Origin of the sequence: Rhodococcus sp. PML026 (assembly GCF_000963615.1) — a bacterium.
Classification (GTDB): domain Bacteria; phylum Actinomycetota; class Actinomycetes; order Mycobacteriales; family Mycobacteriaceae; genus Rhodococcoides; species Rhodococcoides fascians.
The window spans coordinates 323,118-348,481 of record NZ_KQ031371.1; the positions used below are offsets into that span (position 1 = coordinate 323,118).

25 protein-coding genes are annotated in these 25,364 nt (G+C 65.0%); 4 read left to right on the forward strand and 21 right to left on the reverse strand.

Features of this window, described 5'->3' with window-relative positions; genetic code table 11:
• Nucleotides 1–11: 11 nt before the first annotated feature.
• From VF34_RS09110 to VF34_RS09130, 6 genes are all read right to left on the reverse strand, one after another.
• Nucleotides 12–1,052: a sulfate/molybdate ABC transporter ATP-binding protein gene (locus VF34_RS09110; RefSeq protein WP_032368179.1), complete on the reverse strand. Its 1,041-nt coding sequence runs from the start codon at nucleotides 1,050–1,052 to the stop codon at nucleotides 12–14.
• Nucleotides 1,052–1,852, reverse strand: a complete 801-nt coding sequence (gene cysW, locus VF34_RS09115) for a sulfate ABC transporter permease subunit CysW (protein WP_027497511.1) — start codon at nucleotides 1,850–1,852, stop codon at nucleotides 1,052–1,054. The genes VF34_RS09110 and cysW overlap by 1 nt, the downstream gene beginning before the upstream one ends.
• Nucleotides 1,849–2,742, reverse strand: a complete 894-nt coding sequence (gene cysT / locus VF34_RS09120; RefSeq protein WP_230593414.1) for a sulfate ABC transporter permease subunit CysT — start codon at nucleotides 2,740–2,742, stop codon at nucleotides 1,849–1,851. Before cysT ends, cysW begins: the two co-directional genes overlap by 4 nt.
• Nucleotides 2,743–3,765, reverse strand: a complete 1,023-nt coding sequence (locus VF34_RS09125; protein WP_032368180.1) for a sulfate ABC transporter substrate-binding protein — start codon at nucleotides 3,763–3,765, stop codon at nucleotides 2,743–2,745.
• A 197-nt stretch (nucleotides 3,766–3,962) separates the two neighbouring features.
• Entirely contained in the window at nucleotides 3,963–4,052 is a 90-nt protein-coding gene (locus VF34_RS25745; protein WP_310180897.1) for an Ms4533A family Cys-rich leader peptide, read from the reverse strand.
• A gap of 149 nt (nucleotides 4,053–4,201) precedes the next feature.
• A complete protein-coding gene (locus VF34_RS09130) occupies nucleotides 4,202–4,432 on the reverse strand; it encodes a hypothetical protein (RefSeq protein WP_027497514.1) in 231 nt (76 codons plus the stop codon).
• A gap of 94 nt (nucleotides 4,433–4,526) precedes the next feature.
• Here VF34_RS09130 and VF34_RS09135 point away from each other — a divergent pair, with 94 nt between their 5' ends.
• Nucleotides 4,527–6,572 carry a glycoside hydrolase family 15 protein gene (locus VF34_RS09135; RefSeq protein ID WP_027497515.1) on the forward strand — a complete coding sequence of 682 codons (2,046 nt, stop codon included), beginning with the start codon at nucleotides 4,527–4,529 and terminating at the stop codon, nucleotides 6,570–6,572.
• A gap of 10 nt (nucleotides 6,573–6,582) precedes the next feature.
• On the opposite strand, the gene VF34_RS09140 is transcribed toward VF34_RS09135, so the two are convergent.
• A complete protein-coding gene (locus tag VF34_RS09140) occupies nucleotides 6,583–7,590 on the reverse strand; it encodes an NAD(P)H-dependent flavin oxidoreductase (protein ID WP_032374429.1) in 1,008 nt (335 codons plus the stop codon).
• Nucleotides 7,591–7,722: 132 nt separating this feature from the next.
• On the opposite strand from VF34_RS09140, the gene VF34_RS09145 reads away from it, so the two are divergent.
• Nucleotides 7,723–9,135, forward strand: coding sequence for an HNH endonuclease signature motif containing protein (locus tag VF34_RS09145; protein ID WP_045841264.1), 1,413 nt, complete (start codon nucleotides 7,723–7,725; stop codon nucleotides 9,133–9,135).
• A gap of 113 nt (nucleotides 9,136–9,248) precedes the next feature.
• On the opposite strand, the gene lepA is transcribed toward VF34_RS09145, so the two are convergent.
• The gene (gene lepA, locus VF34_RS09150) at nucleotides 9,249–11,096 is read right to left on the reverse strand and encodes a translation elongation factor 4 (RefSeq protein WP_045194648.1); all 1,848 of its coding nucleotides are present in this window, start codon (nucleotides 11,094–11,096) and stop codon (nucleotides 9,249–9,251) included.
• Nucleotides 11,097–11,244: 148 nt separating this feature from the next.
• Between lepA and VF34_RS09155 the strand changes: the two genes are divergently transcribed.
• Nucleotides 11,245–11,814 carry a type II toxin-antitoxin system PemK/MazF family toxin gene (locus VF34_RS09155; protein ID WP_027497518.1) on the forward strand — a complete coding sequence of 190 codons (570 nt, stop codon included), beginning with the start codon at nucleotides 11,245–11,247 and terminating at the stop codon, nucleotides 11,812–11,814.
• A 48-nt stretch (nucleotides 11,815–11,862) separates the two neighbouring features.
• Here VF34_RS09155 and VF34_RS09160 read toward each other — a convergent pair whose 3' ends face one another.
• The 3 genes from VF34_RS09160 to VF34_RS09170 are packed head-to-tail and all read right to left on the reverse strand — an operon-like array spanning nucleotide 11,863 to nucleotide 15,230.
• Complete coding sequence (locus tag VF34_RS09160) at nucleotides 11,863–12,705, reverse strand: transglutaminase family protein (RefSeq protein WP_196248540.1); 843 nt, start codon at nucleotides 12,703–12,705, stop codon at nucleotides 11,863–11,865.
• The gene (locus VF34_RS09165) at nucleotides 12,702–13,676 is read right to left on the reverse strand and encodes an alpha-E domain-containing protein (RefSeq protein ID WP_032368183.1); all 975 of its coding nucleotides are present in this window, start codon (nucleotides 13,674–13,676) and stop codon (nucleotides 12,702–12,704) included. The genes VF34_RS09160 and VF34_RS09165 overlap by 4 nt, the downstream gene beginning before the upstream one ends.
• Nucleotides 13,677–15,230 (reverse strand): circularly permuted type 2 ATP-grasp protein, encoded by a 1,554-nt coding sequence (locus tag VF34_RS09170; RefSeq protein WP_230073984.1) that lies wholly within the window; start codon nucleotides 15,228–15,230, stop codon nucleotides 13,677–13,679. It lies immediately after the preceding gene.
• 355 nt (nucleotides 15,231–15,585) lie between these two features.
• Here VF34_RS09170 and rpsT point away from each other — a divergent pair, with 355 nt between their 5' ends.
• Nucleotides 15,586–15,846 (forward strand): 30S ribosomal protein S20, encoded by a 261-nt coding sequence (gene rpsT, locus VF34_RS09175; protein ID WP_027497522.1) that lies wholly within the window; start codon nucleotides 15,586–15,588, stop codon nucleotides 15,844–15,846.
• Nucleotides 15,847–15,921: 75 nt separating this feature from the next.
• On the opposite strand, the gene holA is transcribed toward rpsT, so the two are convergent.
• The 10 genes from holA to VF34_RS09225 form a co-directional block, all read right to left on the reverse strand.
• Nucleotides 15,922–16,893 carry a DNA polymerase III subunit delta gene (gene holA, locus VF34_RS09180; RefSeq protein ID WP_027497523.1) on the reverse strand — a complete coding sequence of 324 codons (972 nt, stop codon included), beginning with the start codon at nucleotides 16,891–16,893 and terminating at the stop codon, nucleotides 15,922–15,924.
• A gap of 56 nt (nucleotides 16,894–16,949) precedes the next feature.
• Nucleotides 16,950–18,527, reverse strand: a complete 1,578-nt coding sequence (locus VF34_RS09185) for a ComEC/Rec2 family competence protein (RefSeq protein ID WP_032374565.1) — start codon at nucleotides 18,525–18,527, stop codon at nucleotides 16,950–16,952.
• 5 nt (nucleotides 18,528–18,532) lie between these two features.
• Complete coding sequence (locus VF34_RS09190; protein WP_080733328.1) at nucleotides 18,533–19,489, reverse strand: ComEA family DNA-binding protein; 957 nt, start codon at nucleotides 19,487–19,489, stop codon at nucleotides 18,533–18,535.
• 107 nt (nucleotides 19,490–19,596) lie between these two features.
• The gene (locus tag VF34_RS09195) at nucleotides 19,597–20,445 is read right to left on the reverse strand and encodes a DegV family protein (RefSeq protein ID WP_045841265.1); all 849 of its coding nucleotides are present in this window, start codon (nucleotides 20,443–20,445) and stop codon (nucleotides 19,597–19,599) included.
• The gene (octT, locus tag VF34_RS09200; RefSeq protein ID WP_027497527.1) at nucleotides 20,442–21,194 is read right to left on the reverse strand and encodes a diglucosylglycerate octanoyltransferase; all 753 of its coding nucleotides are present in this window, start codon (nucleotides 21,192–21,194) and stop codon (nucleotides 20,442–20,444) included. The genes VF34_RS09195 and octT overlap by 4 nt, the downstream gene beginning before the upstream one ends.
• Nucleotides 21,181–21,834, reverse strand: coding sequence for a histidine phosphatase family protein (locus VF34_RS09205; protein ID WP_027497528.1), 654 nt, complete (start codon nucleotides 21,832–21,834; stop codon nucleotides 21,181–21,183). The genes octT and VF34_RS09205 overlap by 14 nt, the downstream gene beginning before the upstream one ends.
• Entirely contained in the window at nucleotides 21,831–22,220 is a 390-nt protein-coding gene (rsfS, locus tag VF34_RS09210; protein ID WP_027497529.1) for a ribosome silencing factor, read from the reverse strand. The genes VF34_RS09205 and rsfS overlap by 4 nt, the downstream gene beginning before the upstream one ends.
• Nucleotides 22,217–23,041 (reverse strand): nicotinate-nucleotide adenylyltransferase, encoded by an 825-nt coding sequence (gene nadD / locus VF34_RS09215; protein ID WP_080733329.1) that lies wholly within the window; start codon nucleotides 23,039–23,041, stop codon nucleotides 22,217–22,219. The genes rsfS and nadD overlap by 4 nt, the downstream gene beginning before the upstream one ends.
• A complete protein-coding gene (locus VF34_RS09220; RefSeq protein WP_032374432.1) occupies nucleotides 23,038–24,453 on the reverse strand; it encodes a vWA domain-containing protein in 1,416 nt (471 codons plus the stop codon). The genes nadD and VF34_RS09220 overlap by 4 nt, the downstream gene beginning before the upstream one ends.
• A 1-nt stretch (nucleotide 24,454) precedes the next feature.
• The gene (locus tag VF34_RS09225) at nucleotides 24,455–25,336 is read right to left on the reverse strand and encodes an AAA family ATPase (protein ID WP_027497532.1); all 882 of its coding nucleotides are present in this window, start codon (nucleotides 25,334–25,336) and stop codon (nucleotides 24,455–24,457) included.
• Between the last annotated feature and the right edge of the window lie 28 nt (nucleotides 25,337–25,364).

The following is a 25,364-nucleotide window of genomic DNA, read 5'->3' on the forward strand; positions in this document are numbered from 1 at the left end:
TGCTCGTCCGATCAGTGCACCGGAGCCGATTCGGTCGTATCCGTGATCGTCGGAACCCGAGTCGCGCGGACGTAGACGGTTTCGCCCTCGTGCAGCCCCAGCGCCTCGCTGTCGCCGCGCGTGATCTGCGCCGCGAACAACTCGCCGGTGGCCGCGTTCTTGAGCTCGACCTTCACCTCGAAGCCGAGGCGTACGACCCGTTCGACGACGGCCCGCGTCACCCCGGCAGATTCTGCCGTGCCACTCGCCTGCGCCTGTGCCAACGACGGGTCGCGTCCGACACGAATGTCGTGCGGGCGCACCAGAAGTCCGTTCAGCCTGGCCACCTGACCGAGGAACGACATCACGAAGTTGTTTGCAGGGCGATCGTAGAGATCTTCCGGGGTGCCGACCTGTTCGATTCTGCCCTTGTTCAGCACCGCGATTCGGTCGGCGACGTCGAGCGCTTCTTCCTGGTCGTGGGTCACCAGCACAGTGGTGACGTGCACCTCGTCGTGCAATCGGCGCAGCCACGTCCGTAGATCTGCGCGCACCTTGGCATCGAGGGCACCGAAGGGCTCGTCGAGGAGGAGAACCTGCGGGTCGACGGCGAGTGCACGTGCCAGCGCCATGCGTTGACGCTGTCCTCCGGAGAGCTGCGCCGGGTAGCGGCCTTGGAAACCGGCCAGACCGACGATCTCGAGCAGTTCGTCGACCTTCTTGGCAATTTCGGCCTTGGGCCGCTTGCGGATCTGTAAGCCGAACGCCACGTTGTCGCGCACCGTCAGGTGTTTGAACGCGGCGTAGTGCTGAAACACGAACCCGATCTCGCGACGCTGCGGGCTCACCCAGGTGACGTCCTGGCCTGCCAGCACCACTCGGCCCGTATCGAGCTGCTCGAGGCCTGCGATGGATCGAAGCAGCGTGGACTTGCCCGAGCCACTGGGTCCGAGCAGCGCCGTCAGCGAGCCCTTCGGGATGTCGATGCTGACGTCGTCGAGGGCGGCGAAATCGCCGTAGCGCTTGTTCGCGCCGACCACGGAGATCTCGATCTCGGAAGATGTCTCGGTCATTACTTCGTCCTCTTCTTGTCGAGAACCGTCATCAGCAGCAGCACGATGACGGCGATCGCCATGAGCAAGGTGGACGCCGCGTATGCGCCCTGCTGATTGAAGTCCTCGTACCGTGAATTGACCAGCAGTGTGAGCGTCTGGGAAATGCCGGGCAGGTTGGTGGAGACCATGATGACGGCGCCGAATTCTCCGAGCGAACGTGCGACGGTGAGCACCACGCCGTAGGTCAGTCCCCATCGGATGGCAGGCAACGTGATTCGCCAGAACGTCTGCCAGGTACTCGCACCCAGGGTCGAGGCAGCCTCTTCCTGCTCTTCACCGATCTCGTACAGGACCGGTTCCACTTCGCGAACGACGAACGGCAAGGTGACGAATATCGTCGCGATGACCATGCCGGGTAGCGCGAAGATGACCTTGAAACCGAGGCTTTCGATGCCACCGAACCATCCGTTGGCACCCCACAGCAGGATGAGCGCGACGCCGGTGATGATCGGCGACACCGCGAACGGCAGGTCCACGATCGCTTCGAGTATCCCCTTGCCGCGGAACCGTCCGCGTACCAATGCCAACGCTGTGACGATTCCGAACACGACGTTGATGGGAACGACGATCGCCACGATCAACAGGGAGAGTTGGAGAGCGGATTGCGCGGCGGGAGTGGTGATCTGCTCCCAGAACGCCACCACCCCGTCCTCGAACGTGCGAAACAGGATGGCACCGAGGGGGAACAGCACGAGCACAGCGAGATAGATCAGTGCGACGGCACGCAGGGACAGTTTGATCGGGAGACCGATTTTCACGAGATCTGCTCTTCCCGTCTGGCCAACCTGTTGCCGATGATGCGGAGCACGAACAGCACAGCGAAGGCGATTGCCAACAGCACCACGGAGATTGCGGCTGCGTCGACCGGCCGGTCGTACTCGATGAGTTCACGGATGTACTGCGAAGCGACCTGCGTGTCGTTGGGGATGTTGCCGCCGATCAACACCACAGACCCGAATTCGCCGATGGCACGGGCGAACGCGAGCCCACCGCCCGAGAGCACAGCCGGAAGCAGTACCGGCAACACGATGCGCCGAAAGATGGTCCAGTTGTTCGCACCCAGCGATGCGGCCGCCTCTTCGACGTCCTTGTCGAGTTCTATCAGCACCGGCTGCACCGCACGCACCACGAACGGGAGCGTGACGAACAGCAGCGCCACGATGACCGCAGGCTTGGTGGCGTTGAAGACGATGCCGATCGGACTCGACGGTCCGTACAGCGACAGCAACACCAAGCTCGCCACGATGGTCGGTAGTGCGAACGGCAGGTCGATCAGGGCATTGACGAAACGCTTGCCGGGAAACTCGTCGCGTACCAGAACCCACGCGATCAGAGTGCCGAGAAAGAGGTTGATCACGGCGGCAGCCACGGACACCAGCAGAGTCACCTTGAACGTGGCGATGGCACGTGTCTCGGTGACCGCATCCCAGAAACCACCGAGGCCGCCGTCGAACGACTGAACCGTCAACGCCGCCAACGGCAGCAGCACGATGACACTGAGCCACAGAACAGCGACACCGAGGCCCAGCGGACCCACCGAACCGGGGCCCCGGAACTTGCGACCTTCCCGCCCAGCACGAAACCGAGGTGTCGCACTGAGCGGGGCGATCGAACCCGGGGCCGCGGGTTCACCGGTCGACGACGACATCTACCGAGTACTTTCCTGGTAGATCGTCGCAATTGCGCCGTTGTCTCCGAACAGGTCGGCGTCGACCTGAGTCCAGCCGCCGAGATCATCGATGGTGTACAGCTTTTCGGGCGTGAAGAACTTGTCCGAGTATTCGGAGGCGATCTCCGGATTGGTCGGCCGGAAACCCGCCTCGGCCCAGATCTTCTGGCCTTCGTCGGAGTAGACGAAATCGTTCAGAGCATTCGCACGCTCGAGGTTCGCACTGCTGTTGATCACTGCCACCGGGTTGTCGATGCGGAAGGTGACGGGGACGTCCACGTGCTCCACCTTCTGTCCCTGCTCTTCGATGAGCAGTGCCTCGTTCTCGTAGCTCAGTAGCGCGTCGCCCTGCCCCTGCAGGAACGCTTCGGTTGCGGCGCGGCCGGATTCGGGCTGCACAGGGAAGTGATCGGCGACGAGCGTACGAACGAAGTCGAGACCGGCCTGCTTGTCCTGGCCACCGTTGCTCTTGGCGGCGTACGGCGCGAGCAGGTTCCACTTCGCCGATCCGGAGCTGAGGGGGCTCGGGCTGATGACCTGAACGTCGGGCTTGATCAGGTCGTCCCACGTCTGGATGTTCTTCGGATTGCCCTCGCGGACGACGATGGTCACCACCGAGCCGAACGGCACCCCGCCGTACGCGTTCTGGTTCCAGTCCTCGTCGACCTTGCCCGCCTTGACAAGTCGAGTGACATCCGGCTCGACGGAGAAGTTGACGATGTCCGCAGGCGCGCCGTCGGCGACCTTGCGCGACTGGTTTCCCGATGCGCCGTAGTCGGCGTTGATCGCCGTACCCTCTCCATCCTCGGTGGCTGCGAACGCCGGACCGATTGCGTCCCAGCCGTTCTTCGGCACTGCGTAGCCGACGAGTGTCAGAGCCGGGCCACTGGCAGTGTCCGACCCGCCCCCGACGACATCGCTGGAACCGCCGCCGCAGGCGGTGACCAGAAGAGTTCCCACAGCTGCGAACGTGGTGAGCAGATAACGAGAACGATGCCTCATTGCGAAAGGCCTTTCATGGTGGTGTGACGATGAGGAAAGAACACAAGACACGCAAGGAGATTCGCGCTGAGCGCCGTAGCAGTCAGGACCCGGCCGGCGAAGCAGCGAACTGGCGGCACGGACTCCGGTCCGTCGTGCGGACACACTGCACTACGCGGCGACAGTGGATCGACGAAACCGATTCGCGAAGGAAAGAATCAACAACAGTCGATATCGGCGACTGCCAGCATGCCGACAGCAATCAACGCCAACTGGTGGCGGACGCGGTACTCGGCGGCAGAAGACACGGTCAGGAATCTAGCAGAGGTTCCGGACCGACTCTAATCAGAGGAGTCGTGCGCGTGCACGACGGGCGCGTGTCAGCGAGTGATCAACCATGCGATGACGACCAACGCCAGCAGCGCGATCAGAGCCCATGTCACCCGAGACCGCGGCATTACAGTCCATCCTTCGTCGTAGACGTCGAGGCCGAGAGCTCGGCCTCGCGTGCTGCGCTGGCGTCACGGCCCAACACGCGCAGGATCACTGCCAGCACGCGATCGAACACCCGAGCCGAGACGAACGCAACCGGAACGAGCACTGCGAGGACGACGACCGACTGCGGAACGAACGGAAGGCCCGTCACCCACAGCTCGACGCCGTCCCACCACCGCGCGAACGATTCCATCCTCGCAGCTTAAACCAGGGCTCCACCTGAGCCGCGCCACGCCGAGTACGGCCTCTCAGTGGACGGCTGCCACGGTTCGGTCGATGATTACGCCATGACGGCATTCGATGAGGTTTCGCCCGTGCCCCCGGTCGCCGAGGAGCCGGCCATGGGCTCAGGACATCCAGGCCTGGGCGGAACGGAAGTCCAAGGTGCGTTGGGCAGCACCGATGCGCCGGTGTCCACGTTGGTCTCCTACCGCAGCGCGTTTCCGCCCATCGACGACTACGCATTTCTCTCGGACTGCGAGACGACGTGCCTCATCGCCCGAAACGGCTCCGTCGAATGGATGTGTGTGCCGCGGCCCGACTCCCCCAGTATTTTCGGTGCCGTCCTCGATCGAAGCGCGGGCCACTTCCGCGTCGGGCCGTACGGACAGTCGGTACCCGCCGCTCGTCGATACCTGCCCGGCGGCCTCATCGTGGAGACGACCTGGCAGACCGAGACCGGGTGGCTCATCGTGCGTGACGCGTTGGTGATGGGCCCCTGGCACAACACCGACCAGCGTTCTCGAACTCACAAGCGCGCACCGAGCGACTGGGATGCCGAGCACATCTTGCTTCGGACCATCAAATGTGTCAGCGGCACAGTCGAATTGGAGATGAGCTGCGAGCCCGCCTTCGACTACCATCGGGCACCCGCGACATGGGAGTACACCGGCAAGGTGTACGAGGAGACCACCGCGACCTGCGAGGCGAGCGCCGACGGCGACCAGCCCACCCTCAAATTGACCACCAATCTTCGGATCGGCATCGAGGGCCGCGAAGCACGCGCGCGAACCCGAATGACGGAAGGCGACAACATCTTCGTCGCGCTGTCGTGGTCCGATCTTCCCGCACCGCAGACGTTCGAGGAAGCGGCCAGTAAGATGTGGCAGACCTCCGAATGCTGGCGGCAGTGGATCACGATCGGCCGATTCCCCGATCATCCGTGGCGCGGCTACCTCCAGCGCAGCGCTCTGACCCTCAAAGGACTGACCTACGCACCCACGGGAGCACTGCTCGCCGCGTCGACCACGTCGCTACCCGAAACACCTGGTGGGGAACGCAATTGGGACTATCGCTACACCTGGGTCCGCGACTCCACATTCGCTCTGTGGGGTCTGTACACGCTCGGGCTCGACCGTGAGGCCAACGACTTCTTCGCCTTCATGTCCGATGTAGCCACCAGTGCAGACGGGGAGGTCAACCCGCTTCAGGTGATGTACGGCATCGGCGGTGAGAAGACCCTCGACGAGGCCGAGCTGCCGCACTTGTCCGGGTACGACGGTGCCCGACCGGTACGTATCGGCAACGGCGCCTACGACCAAGAGCAGCACGACATCTGGGGCACCATGCTCGACTCGGTGTACCTGCACGTCAAGTCGCGCGAACACGTCCCGGAGTTCCTGTGGCCTCTGCTCAAGCGGCAGGTCGAGGAAGCGATCGCGAACTGGCGCAAACCCGACCGTGGCATCTGGGAGGTACGCGGTGAGCCCCAGCACTTCACGTCCTCGAAGCTGATGTGTTGGGTTGCGCTCGATCGCGGTGCGAAGCTCGCCGATATCCACGGCGAGAAGGACTACTCGACCAAGTGGAACGAAATCGCCGACGAGATCAAGGCCGACATCCTCGACAACGGCGTGGACTCGCGCGGCGTGCTGACGCAGCGGTACGGAGATCCCTCTCTGGACGCGTCGTTGCTACTCGCACCGCTCCTGCGATTTCTGCCGGCCGACGACGAGCGCATTCGTGCAACGGTGCTCGCCATCGCCGACGAGTTGACCGAGGACGGCTTGGTTCTGCGCTATCGAACCGACACCACCGACGACGGTTTGTCCGGCGAGGAAGGCACGTTCACGATCTGCTCGTTCTGGCTCGTGTCCGCTCTGGTGGAGATCGACGAACTCCCGCGCGCCAAGCACCTGTGCGAACGACTGCTTGCCTACGCGAGCCCGCTCAAGCTCTACGCCGAAGAGATCGACCATCGCACCGGCCGTCACCTCGGCAACTTTCCGCAAGCATTCACGCACTTGGCGTTGATCAACGCCGTGGTGCACGTCATCCGAGCAGAGGAAGCGCAGGCATCGGGACACTTCCAGCCCGCCCACGCCAACCCCTGAGCTGTCTGGTTCAGCGGCCGAGTTGTCCCGCCCATTCGGCGACCAGCTCGGCCGCCGGTTTCGCCTGAGCGCGGCGATAGCCGGTCCCGGCCCACATCGACAGTCCCGACGGGTCACCCGCAGCTGCGGCCTTCGCGCGCATCGGCGCGGTCAGATAGTGCAGATCGGGATACGCCAGCGGGGCGGCTTCGGAGTTCTCGCGCATGAACTCGTTCACCAAGCCCCGCGCAGGACGGCCCGAAAACGCCTTCGTCACGGCGGTACCCGACGCACTGGCCAGCTGCTCGCGGTGCACGGGCTTCGTTCCTGCCTCGGGAGTGTTCAGAAACGCGGTACCCAGCTGGGCTGCATGCGCAGCACCCGAATCCAGCAGCGGCGCAATGTCGTTGCCGTCCATGAGCCCGCCGGCCGCGATTCGGGGCAGATCCGATATCTCGCGCACTGCGACCAGCAACTCCGTCAACGGCTCTTCCGGAGCCGACCCGTCGAACGTGCCTCGGTGTCCGCCCGCCTCGGGACCCTGCACCACCAGCGCGTCCACACCGTTCGCGGTGGCGATGGACGCGTCGGAGGCGGTTGCCACCGTTGCCCACACTTCGGTTCCCACCGAATGCAGCTGGGCAACCTCGTCGGCATCGAAGGTGGCGAAAGTACTCGACACCACCGGCACCGGATGGGCAAGCAGCCAGGCGAATTTCTCCGGGTAGTAATCATCGCGGCGTTTGAGCACGCCGGGTTCGGCGTCGAATCGCTCGAACCACGATGCCAGATGCTGGGCGTAGGAGTCGACATCCGCGCCCGACGGCTCCTCGGGTAGGAAAAGATTGACCCCGAACACCAGACCCCGCATCGAATCCACCTGCGCGGCAAAGGCATCCGGCGTCAACAACGCGCCGGCGATCATTCCGAGTCCGCCGGCCTCGGACACAGCCCGGGCGAGCTCGGGAGTACTCGGACCGCCCGCCATGGGCGCACCGACAACGGGAACACGCAATTTCTTCAAGATCGGCGTCGTCACAGATTCGAAATGTACTCTCCGAGCGATATCACGGACCACCGACACCTTCCGCTTCCCGAATCCTTGTGCACAGCAATAGTTTTCGATTGCACCATCCTTGTATATCGAACACCCGTTCGATACACTTGGTTCATGGCAACGGAGATCTGGCAACTGAGCGAAAGCGAACTCCTCGCCGACGCTGCTGATGTCTCCCACCGGATCCAACTGCTCGAAGCCCGGCGGATCGCCCTCGTTGCCGACATCGACACCCGCGTGAGCCGGGAGAAGCTCGGCTTCCCCGGCCCCGCAGGGTGGCTGACCTCCACCACCCTCCTCACCCCGAGCAAAGTGAACAAGATCGTTGCCCTCGCCCGCGGGTTGAAGAACTTCCCCGACATCGCCGACGCCGTGAACACCGGCGTCATGTCCGTCGACCACGCCGCCCTGATCCTCACCTTCGCCGAAACACCCCCGAAGAACCTCCCTCAAGAGGGTCGCGATGCCGCACGTAAAGCTCTGATCGCCGCCGCCGCCGGGCCCGAAGCCCGCACCGACCGCATCCGCGCAGCCATCACCAAGTTGCAGGACACCTTCGGCGGTAAGAAGCCGCCCGCCGAGGACACCGACCGCAACGAACTCTTCGCCTCGAAAACCCTCAACGGACGTCTCGTGGCGAAGATGGATTTCGATGCGATCACCGGAGAAAAGCTGCTCACCGCGCTTTCGCCGTTGACCGAACCCCACCCCGCAGCCGACGGCACCCAAGACGACCGCAGCCCCGCCAAGAGACGAGCCGACGCCTTCGGACACATCCTCGACCGCTACCTCGCCACCTCGAATCGCCCCACCGAAGGCGGAGAAAAACCACACGTCAACCTGCACATCCGACTGCAGGACCTCCAAAGTCAGAACAACCAGAACAACAACGACATCACCGACGACGAAACCACCCGCGCCGCAGCAGAATACGAGACAGATCCAGCCGATCCGGTTGACATCGACACCGGAAACCCGATCCACCCCGACACGGACGAGTCCGATCGCCGGGGCGAGGCGGATCCCCGGGTCGAGTCCGATAGCCCGACCGAGAACCGGAGCGCGTATCGGGATCTCTTCGGTGACGGCACGTCGGTCGGGTGGCTACCGTGGATGGGACCCCTCTCCCGCGAGACGTCGCGTCAGCTCGCCTGCGATTGCCTCCTCACCGCCATCGTCATGGACGAGAACGGCAACCCACTCAACCTCGCCCGCACCGCCCGTACCGTCACCGCCAAACAGAAACGCGCCCTCACCGCCCGCGATCACGGCTGCGCGTTCCCCGGCTGCGGCAAACCCGCCGCCTGGACCGAAGGCCACCACATCTGGCACTGGGCCGACGGCGGCCCCACCGACATGGACAACCTCGTCCTCCTGTGCGGATTTCATCACCGACTCATCCACCACTCCGATTGGGAAGTGTTCATCGGCACCGATCAGCACCCCTGGTTCGTACCGCCGGCATCCGTCGACCCCTACAGACGACGCCGACAATCCCACGCCCGAGCCGGCCCCCACATCGCATAAGCCCGCGCAAACACGCACCAGCCCCACACAAACACACCAGCCCCGCACCGAGAACACGGTGCGGGGCCGGAAAGGTTGCGTTACAACGATTTCAGAAAGCGGAAGTCCCGTCCCTACTTCTTGGGCTTGTCCGACGAGGACTCCGAAGACAGTGCCGCCACGAAGGCTTCCTGCGGAACCTCGACCCGGCCGATGGTCTTCATTCGCTTCTTGCCTTCCTTCTGCTTCTCGAGCAGCTTGCGCTTACGGCTGATGTCGCCGCCGTAGCACTTGGCAAGCACGTCCTTACGGATGGCGCGGATGTTCTCGCGGGCGATGATGCGAGATCCGATAGCAGCCTGAATCGGCACCTCGAACTGCTGCCGCGGAATCAGTTCCTTCAGCTTGGTCGTCATCTTGTTGCCGTAGGCCGCAGCGGCGTCCTTGTGGACGATCGCGCTGAAGGCGTCGACAGCCTCGCCCTGCAGCAGGATGTCCACCTTCACCAGCGCACCGCTCTGCTCGCCGATCTCCTCGTAGTCGAGGCTGGCGTATCCCCGAGTACGTGACTTCAGGATGTCGAAGAAGTCGAAGATGATCTCGGCCATTGGAATCGTGTAGCGCAGTTCGACACGAGTCTCCGACAGGTAGTCCATACCGCCGAGCTCGCCTCGTCGACCCTGACACAGCTCCATGATCGAGCCGATGAACTCGCTCGGCGAAATGATGGTGCACTTGACCATGGGCTCGAACACTTCCCGAGCCTTGCCCTCGGGCCAGTACGACGGGTTGGTGACGATGTGCTCGGCACCGTCTTCCATCTCGACGCGGTAGACGACGTTCGGCGAGGTCGAGATCAAGTCGAGGTTGAATTCGCGCTCGAGCCGCTCGCGGGTGATTTCCATGTGCAGCAACCCCAGGAAGCCGCAGCGGAAGCCGAATCCGAGAGCCACGGAGGTCTCCGGCTCGTAGGTCAGGGCCGCGTCGTTGAGCTGAAGCTTTTCGAGGGCGTCGCGCAGATCCGGGTAGTCGGAGCCGTCGAGTGGGTAAAGGCCCGAGTAGACCATCGGCCGTGGCTCGCGGTAACCGGTCAGCGGCTCGGTAGCACCCTTGCGGAACGTGGTGACGGTATCGCCGACCTTGGACTGACGGACGTCCTTGACGCCGGTGATCAGGTACCCCACCTCGCCGACGCCCAGGCCCTTCGTGGCCTTCGGATCCGGCGACACGATGCCGACTTCGAGCAACTCGTGCGTCGAGCCGGTCGACATCATCGTGACCTTCTCACGAGGGTTGAGTGCGCCGTCGACCACTCGGACGTAGGTGACGACACCTCGGTAGGTGTCGTAGACCGAGTCGAAGATCATCGCGCGGGCAGGCCCGTCCGGGTTGCCGACCGGAGCCGGCACCAGCTTGACGACCTCGTTGAGCAGTTCTTCGACGCCTACTCCGGTCTTGCCGGACACCCGCAGCACGTCGTCGGCCTCGCATCCGATGATGTGCGCGATCTCGGCGGCGTAGCGATCCGGGTCGGCAGCAGGCAGGTCGATCTTGTTGAGCACAGGGATGATGGTGAGCTCTTTGTCGAGAGCTAGGTAGAGGTTCGCCAGTGTCTGCGCCTCGATGCCCTGAGCAGCGTCGACGAGCAAGACAGCACCTTCGCACGCTTCGAGCGCGCGGGACACCTCGTACGTGAAGTCGACGTGGCCGGGGGTGTCGATGAGGTGCAGAACGAATTCTTCGCCGTCGACGACCCAGGGCAGACGCACGTTCTGCGCCTTGATGGTGATGCCGCGTTCGCGCTCGATGTCCATCCGGTCCAGATACTGCGCACGCATCGACCGGTCGTCGACGACGCCGGTGAGCTGCAACATCCGGTCTGCCAGCGTCGACTTTCCGTGGTCGATGTGGGCGATGATGCAGAAGTTCCTGATCCTGGACGGATCGGTGAACGTCGTGTCGGCGAAGCTGGGCACTCGTATCCTTCGGCTGGCGTGTTCGAAATGAGCGAACGGGTTTCCCTATCGTCCCACGAGCGGAACGGTGCGCCGTCCCCGGCTGTCCGTCGTGGCTGGTCGCCCGGTGAGTCAGGGCGGTTTGTAGCGCTGCCGCCGTGGCTACACTCGCCGCATGGCTGGCAACTGGAGCAGATTCGGCAAGGAACTGGGCAAGATCGCACTGCGCGAGGGCCCGAGGCTACTGCGTCAACTACAGAACTCCGGTGCGCTGCAGAAAGGCAAGGACGCGATCTCCGGAAGCGCGTCGCGCACACCGGCTCCGGCACCTCGCCCCGGCCGTCCGGTGGCATCGCAGACCAGGCCGACCGCCCAACGGGCGCGGACCATCGAGTACTCCCCCGATCTGGACGGCAAGGCCGATCCGGGTGAGATCGTCTGGACCTGGGTTACCTACGAGGAAGACGCCACTCAGGGCAAGGACCGCCCGGTGCTGGTCATCGGGCGTGAGGGCAACGATCTGCTCGGCCTGATGCTGTCGAGCCAGAGCAGCCGCGACGGCGACCGCGACTGGCAGTCGATCGGATCCGGTGCGTGGGACGCCGAGGGCCGACCGAGCTGGATTCGTCTGGACCGAGTTCTCGACGTGCCCGAGGACGGTATTCGTCGCGAAGGCGCAATCCTCGGTAGAGCTCAGTTCGAGTCCGTGGCAGATCGGTTGCGTCGGGACTACGGCTGGAACTGACCTCGTGCGCGTTTTGCGTATCCCTGGGTACGCAAAACGCGCACGACGCTAGGCCAGTCGCGTGATCTCCACGACCACGTCGAGAGCCGTCGAACCGCCGCCGGAGAAGATGCCCTTGAGCGGCGGGACGTCGGCGTAATCACGGCCGAGTCCTACCGACACGTGCTGCTCGTTGACGGCGATGGCGTTGGTCGGGTCGTAGCCCCACCACGCACCGGTCCAGGCCTCGATCCAGGCGTGAGACTGGCCCTCGACCGTCGCACCGATCGCGGCCTGCTTCTTCGGATGCAGGTAGCCCGAGACGTACCGACTGGGGATGCCGACGCTGCGCAGCATCAGCAGCGTCAGGTGGGCGTAGTCCTGACACACACCCTTCTTCTCCGACCAGGCCTCCACCGCCGAGGTGTGCACACCGGTGGTACCGGGAACGTACGACATCTCCTGGTTGACCCAGTTGGAGATCTCGACGACCGATTCCTGCGGCGGCAGACCCTTCGACAGCTTTTTCGCGACCGACGCGAGTTGCCTGTTCTTCGGCACGTACTCGGTGTTGTCGAGCACCTCGTTGAAGCGGTCGGTGATCGGGTCGCTGGCCAGCTCCTCCCATGAGGCGTTCTCGTCGGGGTAGACGAAGGGGTCGGTCTCGACCACCGACGAACCGGTCACCTCGAGCTCGGTGTGCGGCGCGTGCAGGTCGAATGCCGTCACCGCCGTTCCCCAGTAGTCGGTGTACCGGTAGGAGCGGGTCACCGGGTTGGTCTCGACTCGGTTCAGAATGACGTTCTGCCGGTTGTCACTTCGCGGCGTCAGTCGAGCCTCGTTGTACGACGACGTCACCGGTGCGTCGTACTGATAGCCCGTGGTGTGCACGACACGCATACGCCAGCTCACAGTTCACCTTCCAATTGATCTTCGTATGTGCCGGACCCGGCATCGGTCCACGCCACCCACGGCGCGGCATGGAAGTACTGCTTCGAGATCGCCTCGCCGAGTTCGCGGCAGGTTTCCTGCAATGCCAGCAGCCGATCCTGCAGGTCCTCGAGAATTGCACCGGGACGCAGGAATTCGAGCTCACTTCGAGCGCGACCGAGTAGGCGCTGCGCCTCGGCGCGGGCACCGACGCGACTGTTCGGCTGATGATCGAGCTGGTCGAGAGACCGTTCCGCCTCGGTCAGTGCGTAGAACACCGAACGCGGAAAGAGTCTGTCCAACAACATGAATTCCAGTACTCGCTGGGCATCGAGCGCGCCGCGGTAGGTGCGCAGGTAGGTGTCGTGGGCACCGGCCGAGCGAAGCACAGTGACCCAAGCCGGCGACGACGGCCGGTCACCGGCTCGCGAGAGCAACAACCGAACGATCATGTCGATGCGCTCGACCGAGCGACCGAGCAGGAGAAAGCGGTAGCCGTCGTCGTGGCTGAGGGTGGAGTCCGCGAGACCGGCGAACATCGCGGCGCGCTCCTCGATGTAGCTGAAGAACTCGGCCGGGCCGGTGCGCTTGGACGCCCTGATGCGCTCGTTCAATCCGTTGTACGTGGTGTTCAAGCACTCCCACATCTCACTGGACGTGACTTCACGCGCACCTCGGGCGTTCTCGCGCGCACTCGACAGTGAGTCCACGATCGAACCCAATCCGTCGCGGCTGAAGGCGACGACCTCGGTAAGCGACCACACGTCGAGCGAGACGTCCGGCTCGTGCTGGAAACCGAGCACTCGCAACAACACTCGCGAAGTGTGGTCGGGATCGACTGTGGCGTCTTCGAGAAGTTGGTGGACGGTGACATCGAGAATGCGGGCCGTGTCGTCCGCTCTCTCCACATACCGCCCGATCCAGTAGAGCGACTCTGCGTTGCGCGCGAGCATTTACTGTCCACCGCCGTTCGAGTCCGAGTTCGTTGCCTGCTGCTGTTGCTGCTGCTGCTGCTGATTCATTTGTTGGTCCATCGTCAGCTCCGGGCCTTGTTCGGCCATCGGTGACTCCGGCGGAACGCTGACGATCTCGTCACCGGCGAGCTCCTGCTCCTCCTGCGACGTACGGGTGGCGAGCACCCACGTGTCCTTGCTACCGCCGCCCTGGCTGGAGTTGACCACCAAGGACCCCTCCGGCAACGCCACCCGGGTCAGACCGCCGGGCAACACCCAGACGTCGTCGCCGTCGTTGACCGCGAACGGCCGCAGGTCGACGTGACGGGGTACCAAGCGATCGCCGATCTTCGTCGGCACCGTCGAGAGCTGTACGACGGGCTGGGCGATCCAGCCGCGCGGATCCGCGCGGACCTTCTTGCTGATGGTGGCGAGTTCCTTCGGCGAGGCGTCGGGTCCGAAGACGATGCCGTAGCCGCCAGAGCCTTCCACCGGCTTGATGACCAGTTCGTCGATGCGGTCGAGGACTTCCTCGCACTCGTCGTCGAGCCAGCACCGGAACGTGTCGACGTTGGCCAACAGCGGCTTCTCGCCCATGTAGTAGTCGATGATCGTCGGTACGTACGTGTAGACGAGCTTGTCGTCGCCGACGCCGTTTCCGACGGCACTCGAGATGACGACGTTGCCTGCGCGGGCGGCGTTGACCAGACCTGCCACTCCCAGCACCGAGTCGGGACGGAACTGCATGGGGTCGAGATAGTCGTCGTCGATTCGTCGGTAGATGACGTCCACCTGACGCTCACCCTCGGTGGTGCGCATGTAGACGATGTTGTCTCGGCAGAACAGGTCTCGACCTTCGACGAGCTCGACGCCCATCAGCCGAGCGAGCAGCGAGTGCTCGAAGTACGCCGAGTTCGCCACGCCCGGAGTGAGAACCACCACGGTCGGGTCGGCCTCGTTGAGGGCGGCCGATGCGCGCAGTGCCCGCAGCAGGTGCGAGGCGTAGTCGCCGACGGCACGCACGCGGTGACTGGCGAACAGGTCCGGGAACACCCGGGCCATGGTCCGGCGGTTCTCCATGACGTAGGAGACGCCCGAGGGTGAACGCAGGTTGTCTTCGAGGACACGGAACGTGCCCTGCGCGTCGCGCACGAGGTCGATTCCGGCAACGTGGATACGTACGCCGTTGGGCGGGGTGATGCCGACGGCCTCACGGTGGAAGTGCTCGCACGACGTGATCAGCCGTTTCGGGACGACGCCGTCCCGCAGGATTTCCTGGTCTCCGTAGATGTCGGCGAGAAACATCTCGAGAGCCTTGACGCGCTGCTTGATGCCGCGTTCCAGACGCGACCACTCCCCTGCTGCGATGACTCGGGGCACCTGGTCGAGCGGGAACGGGCGTTCTTGGCCGGACAGTGAGAACGTGATGCCCTGGTCGACGAACGCGCGTCCGAGCGCATCCGATCTGGCGTCCAGGTCCACGGCGTTCGCCGGGGCGAGCGCCGTGTGGATTCCTTTGTACGGCGTTCGAGTACGACCGTCCGAGTCGAACATCTCGTCGAAGGCGAGGCTGTACTTTCCGACGTCGGAGTACCCCCCGAACACCCCGTCTGCATCGGGTTCGACACGATCCGCTGACTTCGTTCTGGTCGCTTTGGCCTTGGAGGCGGCATGCGTTGCCGATCGCGGACTCATCCTGGCAATGTTGCTACAGAGACAGGAGTTAGGCGCGGTAGAAGCGTTAAATTCTTGAAACGGCTGTGGAGGGCGACGCCGGATTGGGTTCTGCCGTCCTGTGCTGGTATTCTCGATCTTCGGCGCAGGGCTCAACGCTCAGCAGCAGACTTCGGGCATTCCAGCATGGATCGCCCTGACCGGAATACCGACGAAGACGACAAGGATTTTACGCGTGGCCAATATCAAGTCCCAGAAGAAGCGGATTCTCACCAACGAGCGTGCACGCCTGCGCAACCAGTCGGTGAAGTCCTCCCTTCGCACCGTCATCCGCTCGTTCCGCGAGGCACAGGCTGCGGGCGACAAGGACAAGGCTTCCGAGATTCTCCTCGATGCCGGCCGCAAGCTCGACAAGGCTGCCAGCAAGGGCGTCATCCACAAGAACCAGGCCGCCAACAAGAAGTCGGCACTGGCTCTCGCAGTCAACAAGCTCTGATCTCGTACTGAGCTCGACCGAGCCCGCTGCATCCGACGAGGACGCAGCGGGCTTTGTCGTGCGCCGGGCACCCCGCTAGCGGTCACCCAACGAGGCGACCTCGGCGACAGCTCGCTCCACCGCGTAGTCCGCGTCCGCTGCTTGGCCTTTGACGTCGGCGTTCAGTTGCGCCACTACGCGTAGGGCCTGCGCTATCGAGCGGCCGTTCCAGCCGCGCGCTTGGCCCTGCGCCTTCTTGATCTTCCAGGGCGGCATTCCCAGTTCGCCTGCCATCCGGAACGGGTCACCGCGACCGGCCGAGCCGACGAGCGCGATGGTGCGCACGGCATCGGCTAGCGCATCCGCGAGGAGAACGTGGGCCACTCCACGGTGCATGGCCCACCGCAAGGCTTCGAGAGCGCCGGCTCGATCACCGATGACGGCCTTGTCCGCGACGTCGAATCCCGATACCTCCGCCTTGCCCGAGTAGTACCGACGCACGGCGGCCAGATCGACTTTGCCTCCGGTATCGGAGACCAACTGTGAACACGCCGAGGCCAATTCGCGGAGTTCGTTACCGACGGACTCGACGACAGCCTCGATCACCTCGCCGCTGACGCGGACGTCCGCCGCGCGAAACTCGCCTCGGACAAAATCGATCCGCTCGGCCGGTTTGGTGAGCTTGACGCATTCGTGGACCTGAGCCCCGCATTTCTGGAGGGCACCGACCATCGCTTTGGCGCGGCCGCCGCCGGAATGCATGACCACCACGACGGCACCCTCGGGTGGATCGGTAGCCGCGTCGAGCACCAGAGCGACTGCATCCTTACCGGCCTCGGCCGCCGCCTCGAGTACGACGACACGGTCCTCGGCGAACAGCGACGGACTCAGCAGTTCGGCGAGCTCGGGAGCACTTGCGTCACCGGTCCGCAGCCGGGTCACCGGGAGGTCCTCCCCCGGGATCGCCGCATTCGCACGCACCTGCGTCACGATCGCGGCCACCGCACGATCCATCAGTAGTTCCTCGTCGCCGAGTACCAGATGCAGAGGAGCCACACTCGAAGTCACGACCATGATCGTGCCATGCGCCGCCGACACCACGGACATCCGCTTCGGACCGTCACTCACCACACGACGTGGGCCGTCCACAGCGCCAGAAGTGCAATCGCGAACGTGGCCGACACCCAGCGGAACAACACCCATCGCAGCGCGCCCAGGACCACGACAGTGCCGACGGTCGCCGCCGCGATTCCTCGGACACCCTCCGGAACGACGACCGATGCTGCCGGCACCGACGCCGCCCGCTCGGCCACCGTGATCAACCACCACAACGGTGCCGACGCCAGTTGCACCGTCATGTCGGCGAGCGAGGTACTGACCACAGCCAACACCGCCGTCACGATGCCCACCACGGTGATGGGGGCGACGACCGGCGAGACCAATACGTTCGCAACCACACCCACCACGCTGAAGGTTCCCGCCATTGCCGCGACGACGGGCGCCGTCACCACGTGGGCCGCCGCGGCGACCGCCACCACCTCCGCAGCTGCCCGGGGCCATCCTCGGGCCCGCAGCCAGTCCACCCAGATCGGTGCCACCAGCACCAGCCCCGCGGTGGCGAACACCGACAGGACGAATCCGACGTCCACGGCGAGCCGCGGCCACCACCCGAGTAGTGCCAACACCGCGCCGCACAAGGCCGGGACCGCTTGCTTCCGTCTGCCGGTCACCAGGGCCAGCAAACCGATCGACCCCATCACCGCGGCGCGCAACACGCTCGGGGACGGTCTGGCCACGACGACGAAGGCGATCAGAACGACGAAGGCAATCGTGACGGTGGCGCGAGGCCCGATCCCTATGCCGCGCAACACCAACAGCACGGCACCGATCAGGATCGAGAAGTTCGCACCCGACACCGCCGTCAGATGCGTCAAGCCCGCGGCTCGGAAGTTCTCGACTACCTGCTCGTCCAATCGTGAGACATCGCCCACGACGAGGCCCGGCAGTAGACCTGCCCGGTCCGACGGGAGCGAATTCTGCGCCACGTCTGCCAGATTCGAGCGAAACGAGCCCGCCGCCGACGAGACCGGTCCGGGCTCACCCACTGCCACCGGCGGACCGGTCGTTCGGATGACGGCCACGGTCATATCGGACCTGGTGGGTACCCCGAGCCGGCCCCGGACCGTGATCTGCTGGCCCGGAAGCAGTGCCGACCATGTCGACTCCGGTGCCACGATCGATACCCGGCCGCCGACGTAGAGCGCCTCGCCACCGACATCGACGCGGGTCATCTCCGCCTGCAACATCACCATCGGCGGCCCGGGCGCGGGCAGACGTCGCGGGTCTTCTTCGATGTCGACCACTGCCGTGATCCATGCCCGATTCTGCGCGGCCGCAGCCACTGGATGCTCCGCCACCGAGCGCATCTGGAGCCAGATCGCACCGCCGAAACACAACGCCACGACGATCACCGCGGCCGCCCCGGACCACACGTGTCTCGCGGTGTCCGCTCGACCCTTCGAGATCCTCTGCAGCACAACGGCTCCCAGCACCACGATCGCGCACGTCACCACCGTGGCCTTCACCGCCGCGCTCGGACCGGCGAGAATACCGGTCGCAGTGATCGACCAGGACGCCGCTGCCGCCGGAATCAGGCGGATGTCGAAAGGAACTGGTTCCTCGGAGTCCGTCGACGACGGCACCCCGGTCACGAGACTCGGACCAGGTCGCGAATCTTGGTGAGCCGACCCGGGCCGATACCGTCGACCTCGGCGAGCTGATCGACCGATACGAAGCGGCCGTTCGTGTCTCGCCAGCTCACGATCGACGTTGCCGTCACCGGTCCCACACCGGGCAGCGCATCCAATTCTGCGACCGTGGCCGTATTGAGGTCCACTGCTCCGCCGGCGGCAGGGCCCGCCTGGTCCGTCGTCGAACCGGCAACTCCGCCCGGCCCTGCGCCCTGACCCGACGTGGTGCCGCTGACCGGAGGGGCCGCCGGAGCCGGCACGAGCCCCACGACGATCTGATCGCCGTCCGACACCCGAGCTGCCATGTTCAGCGCCAACAGATCGGCACCCTCCACAGCCCCTCCCGCTGCGGCCAAGGCGTCGGCGATGCGCGAGCCCGGTTGCAGCCGAACGAGACCGGGATGCGCGACGAGTCCGACGACACTGACGACAAGTTCTGTTTCCGCGACCGGTGCCGTGCCGGCCGTCTTGTCCGGCGACCTGCCCGACGACCCGGATTCGGACATCGCCGAGTCCGGCGCGCGGGTATCGGCGGCGTCGGTGGAGACCACCGCCAGTGGTGGTGCGGGCGCAGGCGTCGGCGCATCTCGAAACACCGCGAAGCCGGCGACGAGGACCACGAACACACCCGCCGCCGCCAACGCCTTCACACCGGGTCGGCCGGGATCCATCCGCGCGAATCGCCACCGCTGCGGTAACAACGACGACCATGGTGATTCGGGACGCTGCGCGGCAGGAAGCAGCCACTCCGGATCGGGATGCACGACGCCGGCCTGCGGTTGCCCGATCGGCGGCTCGCCCTGGGGGTCATCGAATTCGTCGACTCGGCGCGGCTCGGCGCGCGCGGAATCACTCTGTCTCCGCACGGAATTCAATCGTGCCACCGTGTGTGCCCGATCGTCGTCGCCGCCCATGTCTCAGGACGCTAGCGCCCTCCGGACGGACCCGACCGGGGCGAACGGTGGTCGCGAACTGCCCTGTGCACAACCGAGAGTCTGTGGATGACGCGGCTCGATACGCCCTACCGATGACCAGGAGCGACGACTACGCCGACGGCACCGGGACCGACGTGTGCACCGAGCACCGCACCGAACGGCAGCACGTCGACGCTGGTCAGGTCTGGGATACGCGCCATCAGCATGGCTGAGACGTCCTCGGCTCGCTCGGCGCACTGCATATGATGCACAGCCACGACAACCCCGGATTGCGTACCGATGTCGGCCGCCGCGGCAGCTGCCGCGTCCACCAGCTTGCTCAGTGCTTTCGAGGAGGTTCGCGTCTTCTCGCGCAACACCAGCGCACCATCGCTGATGTGCAGCACCGGCTTCATCGCCAGGGCCGTACCGAGCAGGGCTGCGGCAGTGCCGATACGGCCGCCGCGGCGCAGGTGATCCAATCGATCGACGACGATGAAACATCTCGACGACGCAGACCTGCGAACAGCATCGTCGTAGACCTCGTCGAGTCCGGCTCCACCCGCTGCGGCATACGCTGCTGCCAGCGCCGGGTAGCCCAATCCCATTCCGGCAGAACCGGAATCGACAACCTTCACCAATGATCCGATCTGCTCGGCGGCCTGCCGCGCAGCCTCCCAGGTGCTCGACAGGCCCCGGGAGATGTGCAGTGCGACGACGCCCGCCCCGCGACTGCGTTCGAGAGCTGCGGCATAGACCTCGGTCAGCTCGCCCGGAGACGCCCCCGCGGTCGTCACCGGCTTTCCGTCGGTCGATTGTTCGGGAATCTCGTCGATACCCTCACGATGGTCGACGCCGTCCACCAACACATGCAGCGGTGCCACCGTGATACCGCACTCGGCGGCTACGGACGCGGGCAGGCAGGACGACGAATCGGTGACGACGGCGACGGTCATGGGTGCCGGATCGCTGCCGCCGCTGCCACCGGTCGCAACACCGTCAGCATTGCGTCGGCCACGGCCACGTGTGCATCCCAACCCCAATGGATTCCGTCGGGGTTGGCGTTCTCGGACTCGATGTTCGGACGAACTGCCTCCGCGAGATCGACCATCGGAACACCGTTTTCGTCGCTCCAGGCACGCAGCGCTCGTACCGCGGGCTCGCGCCCCGAATGCACCCGCCCGTAGGCGTCGCACCGATGCACCGACGGATAGGTACCGACGACGGGCAATTCCGGCCGCACGTAGGCCAACGCGGCGCGGGTCTGTTCGAGGTAGTCGACACTCAGTCGCGGCGGAAGCGCCACCGGCCAACCCAGATGTGACAGAACCGGCTGCACCGCTTGATAACCCGCGCGAACGACCCGCCGAAGTGCGGGCGGACGGATGTAGCGGATCTGCTCACGCAACGCGGTCGGTAGCGGCGACGGCAACGAGTCCATGCCGCCGATTCCGAGTACGACGGCACCGGCCCGCGGTATCACCGCCCACACTCGCGGATCCTGGGTCAGAGCCCACCACGCATCGCGGCTCGTCCAGCCGATACGGGCTACCAGCTCGACATCCCAATCCAGCTCTGCGGCAACGATATTGGGCCACAGTCGAGGATCGTCGACCGGCAGCCCGCCCTCGGGTCCGTAATAGCTCAGCGAGTCCGCCAGCACGAGCAGCACGGGGCGCGCGGCGGCCTCCTCAGAGGACGTCACTGGCCACCCGCGCCGAGGCGTTCCAGACGTCGAGCCGCCAGGACGGGTTGTCGCCGGGCCCGTGCGCACCGAGCTGTACCCAGCTGGTGTTGGCGAGGCCGCCGAGTACCGGCCAGCGATCGGTCGGCAGTGCGAGCAACGCTGCGGTCAGGGCCGCGATCAACCCTCCGTGCGCCACGAGCACCAGTGGTCGCTGGTCGCCGTCGGCACCCCACTCGGGAACGCCGCCGAGGAGCTCACGCACCAGCGGCACGCTGCGGTTCGCAACGTCGATGCGACTTTCCCCACCGGGCGGGGCGACGGTTGCGTCGGCACGCCAGGCCGGACGCGCACCGGGGGCGATGTCGTCCACCTCGGTGTGGGTGAGTCCCTGCCAGTCGCCGAGATGTGTCTCCCGCAGCCGCTCATCCGTGGACACCGGGACTCCAGCCGCGTCCCCGAGAGCTTCCGCAGTGTCGAGAGCGCGCTTGAGATCGGACGAGACGATGCGGATGGGCGCGCGGACAGCCAATTCGGCCGCAGCCGTCTTCGCCTGACTGCGGCCCAGCTCGGACAGATCGGTATCGAGCTGGCCCTGCATACGGTCGGTGGCGTTGTAGTCCGTCTGACCGTGGCGAAGCAGGATGAGCCGCCGGATCATTGCTCCGGTTCCGGTGCCGGGTGCTGACCGAGGCCCGGAACCTCGATCGTCGGGCAGTCCTTCCACAGCCGCTCGAGCGCGTAGAAGTTGCGCTCTTCGTTGTGCTGGACGTGCACCACGATGTCGGAGTAGTCCAGCAGCGCCCAGCGGCCCTCTCGGGTGCCCTCGCGACGCACCGGCTTGTGTCCGGCCTCACGAAGCTGGTCCTCGATGTTCTCGACGATCGAGTTGACCTGACGCTCGTTGGGCGCGGAGGCGATCACGAAGCAATCGGTGATGTAGAGCTGGTCGGAGACGTCGAGGATCACCACGTCGCTGGCCAGTTTGTCGTCGGCTGCGAGCGCGGCGATACGCGCCATCTCGGCGGCTTCGGCTGTTGCAGTCACTTCGGTGTACTCCCACTCGTATGGCTCGGGTTCGCGGTCACTGCGCTGGTGACCGACCCGGCCGGTTGCTTCTTCTGTGGCGCCGGTTCCGACATGGTGACGGATCCGTCGAGGCGCTGCGCGCCCCGTGGTCGATAGAGGTTCCTCTTCGAGATGTATTGCACGACGCCGTCCGGGACGAGGTACCAGACCGGCCGATTTTCACCGGCACGACGTCGGCAGTCCGTCGACGATATCGCGAGTGCCGGGATTTCCATCAATGTGAGAGTGTCGGCGGGCAACGATCGTAGATGGTTGGCCAGATGATCGACGCCGAGCTCGAACCCCGGCCGCGTCACTCCGACGAACTTCGCGAGCTCGAAGAGCTCCTCCCAGTTCTGCCACGTCAAAATGGACTCGAGCGCATCGGCACCGGTGATGAAGTACAACTCGGCATCGGGGTGCTGCGCTCGAAGATCCCTCAGGGTGTCGACGGTGTAGGTCGACTTCTCCCGGTCGACGTCGACCCGGCTCACCGAGAACCGAGGATTCGACGCGGTGGCGATGACCGTCATCAAATAGCGATCCTCGGCCGGGCTGACCGACCGGCCCTCCTTCTGCCACGGGGTCCCGGTGGGAACGAAGATGACCTCGTCCAGACCGAACGTGGCCGCCACCTCGCTCGCAGCCACGAGGTGACCGTGGTGAATGGGGTCGAAAGTGCCGCCCATGACCCCCAACCGGAGAGTCGGCGTGGTGTTCGTGTCCTCACCGGGGCCGGATTCGTACTGCACAACCGACGATTCTACGTCTGTGGCAGCGACGCCGGTTACACGCCTCATACCGGCAACAGTCGTGAGACCACCGTCGCGAGCTGTTGGGCCGACCGACACTCGTGCATCGCAATCACGTCCGCATACACCTTGGCCGCCGAATCACCGGATCCCCACTGAGATTTGGGCTCGGGGTTGAGCCAGTAGGCGTGCTTGGCCACCGAGACGATTCGGGCCAACGCCGGCAGCTTCGGTTCGCGATAGTTCGTCCGGGCATCGCCCAGAACGAGAACCGAACTGCGGCTGGTGATGACCTGCGCGTACTTCTCGTCGAACGTCGTCAGGGCATGCCCGTAATCCGAATGACCGTCGTAGGTCACGAGGTCCGCTTCCCGCACGATCCGGCTCATGGCTGCCCCGAGGTCTGCCCCGGAATCGAAGAACCGCGTCACCTCGTCGGTGGAGTCGACGAACGCAAAGATTCGCACCCGGGAGAACTGTTCACGAAGAGCATGCACCAGCAGCAGGGTGAAGTTGCTGAATCCGGCCACCGACCCCGAGACATCGCACAGCACAACCAGTTCCGGCCGGGCACGACGCGGCTTACGCTCCACCAGGTCGATGGGAATACCGCCGGTCGACATGGATTTGCGCAGCGTGCGTCGCAGATCGATGGAGCCGTGCCTGCTTCGACTGCGGCGCACCGCAAGTCGCGAGGCCAGCAACCGCGCCAGCGGTGCGACGTTACGCCGCAATGCAACCATCTCCGCGTCCGAGGCACGCAGGAAATCGACTTCCTCCGCCAGTTTCGGCACACCGTAGCTCGCTACCCGGTCGCGGCCCAGTTTCTCGGCCGACCGTCGCCTCGTCTCGCTCTCGACCATCTTGCGTAGGTCGGCAATGCGTTGCGCTGCAGTCCGTTTGGCCACCTCCGACTCGTAGTCGTCGGTGGGCCGATCCGGCGTATCGTCACTTCGGCCCAGCAGGCCGTCGAGGATCTTGCGGAGCAGCGTGTCGGGAGCGACATCACGCAACGCCTGATAGGCCGAGAACGACGGCCCGTTCGAGGACTTGTACTGACCGAGCTCTTCGACCATCTGGGCCGCCAGCATCTGGGTCAGTTCGGCGGCCTCCGCCGAGTCGTCCGAGAGCAGTTCGACGATCAGTTCACGCAACGCATCGATATCGACCTCGCCTGTCTCGGTGCGAGGCAGCGCGGTGTCGATCTGCCCCGAATCTCTGGTACCCGATGCCACCGGAAACCACAGGTCGAACAACGCGTCGAACACCCCGCGGTGCGTCGGACGTCTCAGCAGCGCGCAGGCCAGCCCCTCGCGGACCGCTTCTCTGTCCAACAGATCCAACACCGACAGGACGCGTCCGGCATCGACGGTCTCCGACGGCCCCACCGAGATCCCACGCTTGCGTAACGCCTCGACGAAGCCGACGAGATGCCCGGGAATTCCGTGTGGGGCGAGCATGTCAGTTCAGCCGCAGTTCGGCGGCGGCGCGCACCTGATCGGACTGATGCTTGAGCACCACTCCGAGCGTCGACCGGACCGCGTCGTCGTCGAGGGTGTCCATGCCGAGGGCCAGGAGTGTGCGACCCCAGTCGATCGTCTCGGCCACCGACGGCAACTTCTTGAGCTGCATCCCGCGGAGCACGCGGACGGTCTTGATCATCTGCTCCGCGATCGCCTCGGGCAGTTCGGGAACGCGGCTGGCCAGGATTCGACGCTCGAGGTCCGCGTCGGGGAAGTCGAGGTGCAGGAACAGGCAGCGGCGCTTGAGAGCTTCCGACAGTTCACGCGTGGCATTGGAGGTCAACACGACGAACGGGGTGCGCTCCGCCGTGATCGTGCCCAGCTCGGGAATGGTGATCGCGAAGTCGCTGAGCACCTCGAGCAGCAAGCCCTCGATCTCGACATCTGCTTTGTCGGTCTCGTCGATCAGGAGCACGGTCGGCTCGGTTCGGCGAATGGCCTGCAGCAATGGCCGAGCCAGCAGAAACTCCTCGGAGAACACGTCGAGCTTCGTCGAGTCCCAGTCGGCACTCGAGCCGGATTGGATACGCAGGATCTGTTTGGCGTGGTTCCACTCGTACAGAGCCCTCGCCTCGTCGACGCCCTCGTAGCACTGCAGTCGCACCAGTTCGGCTCCGGTCGACTGCGCGACCGCGCGCGCCAATTCGGTCTTGCCGACTCCGGCGGGACCCTCGATCAACAGCGGCTTGCCGAGGCGATCGGCGAGAAAGACCGATGTGGCCGTGGCCTTGTCGGCCAGATACCCCGTCTCGGCCAGACGGGCCTGAACATCGTTCACGCTCGCGAACAACGGTGGTGTCGTCGGTAGGGCACGGTCCACGTCACAACTCCTGGAAGATCGGGTCTGG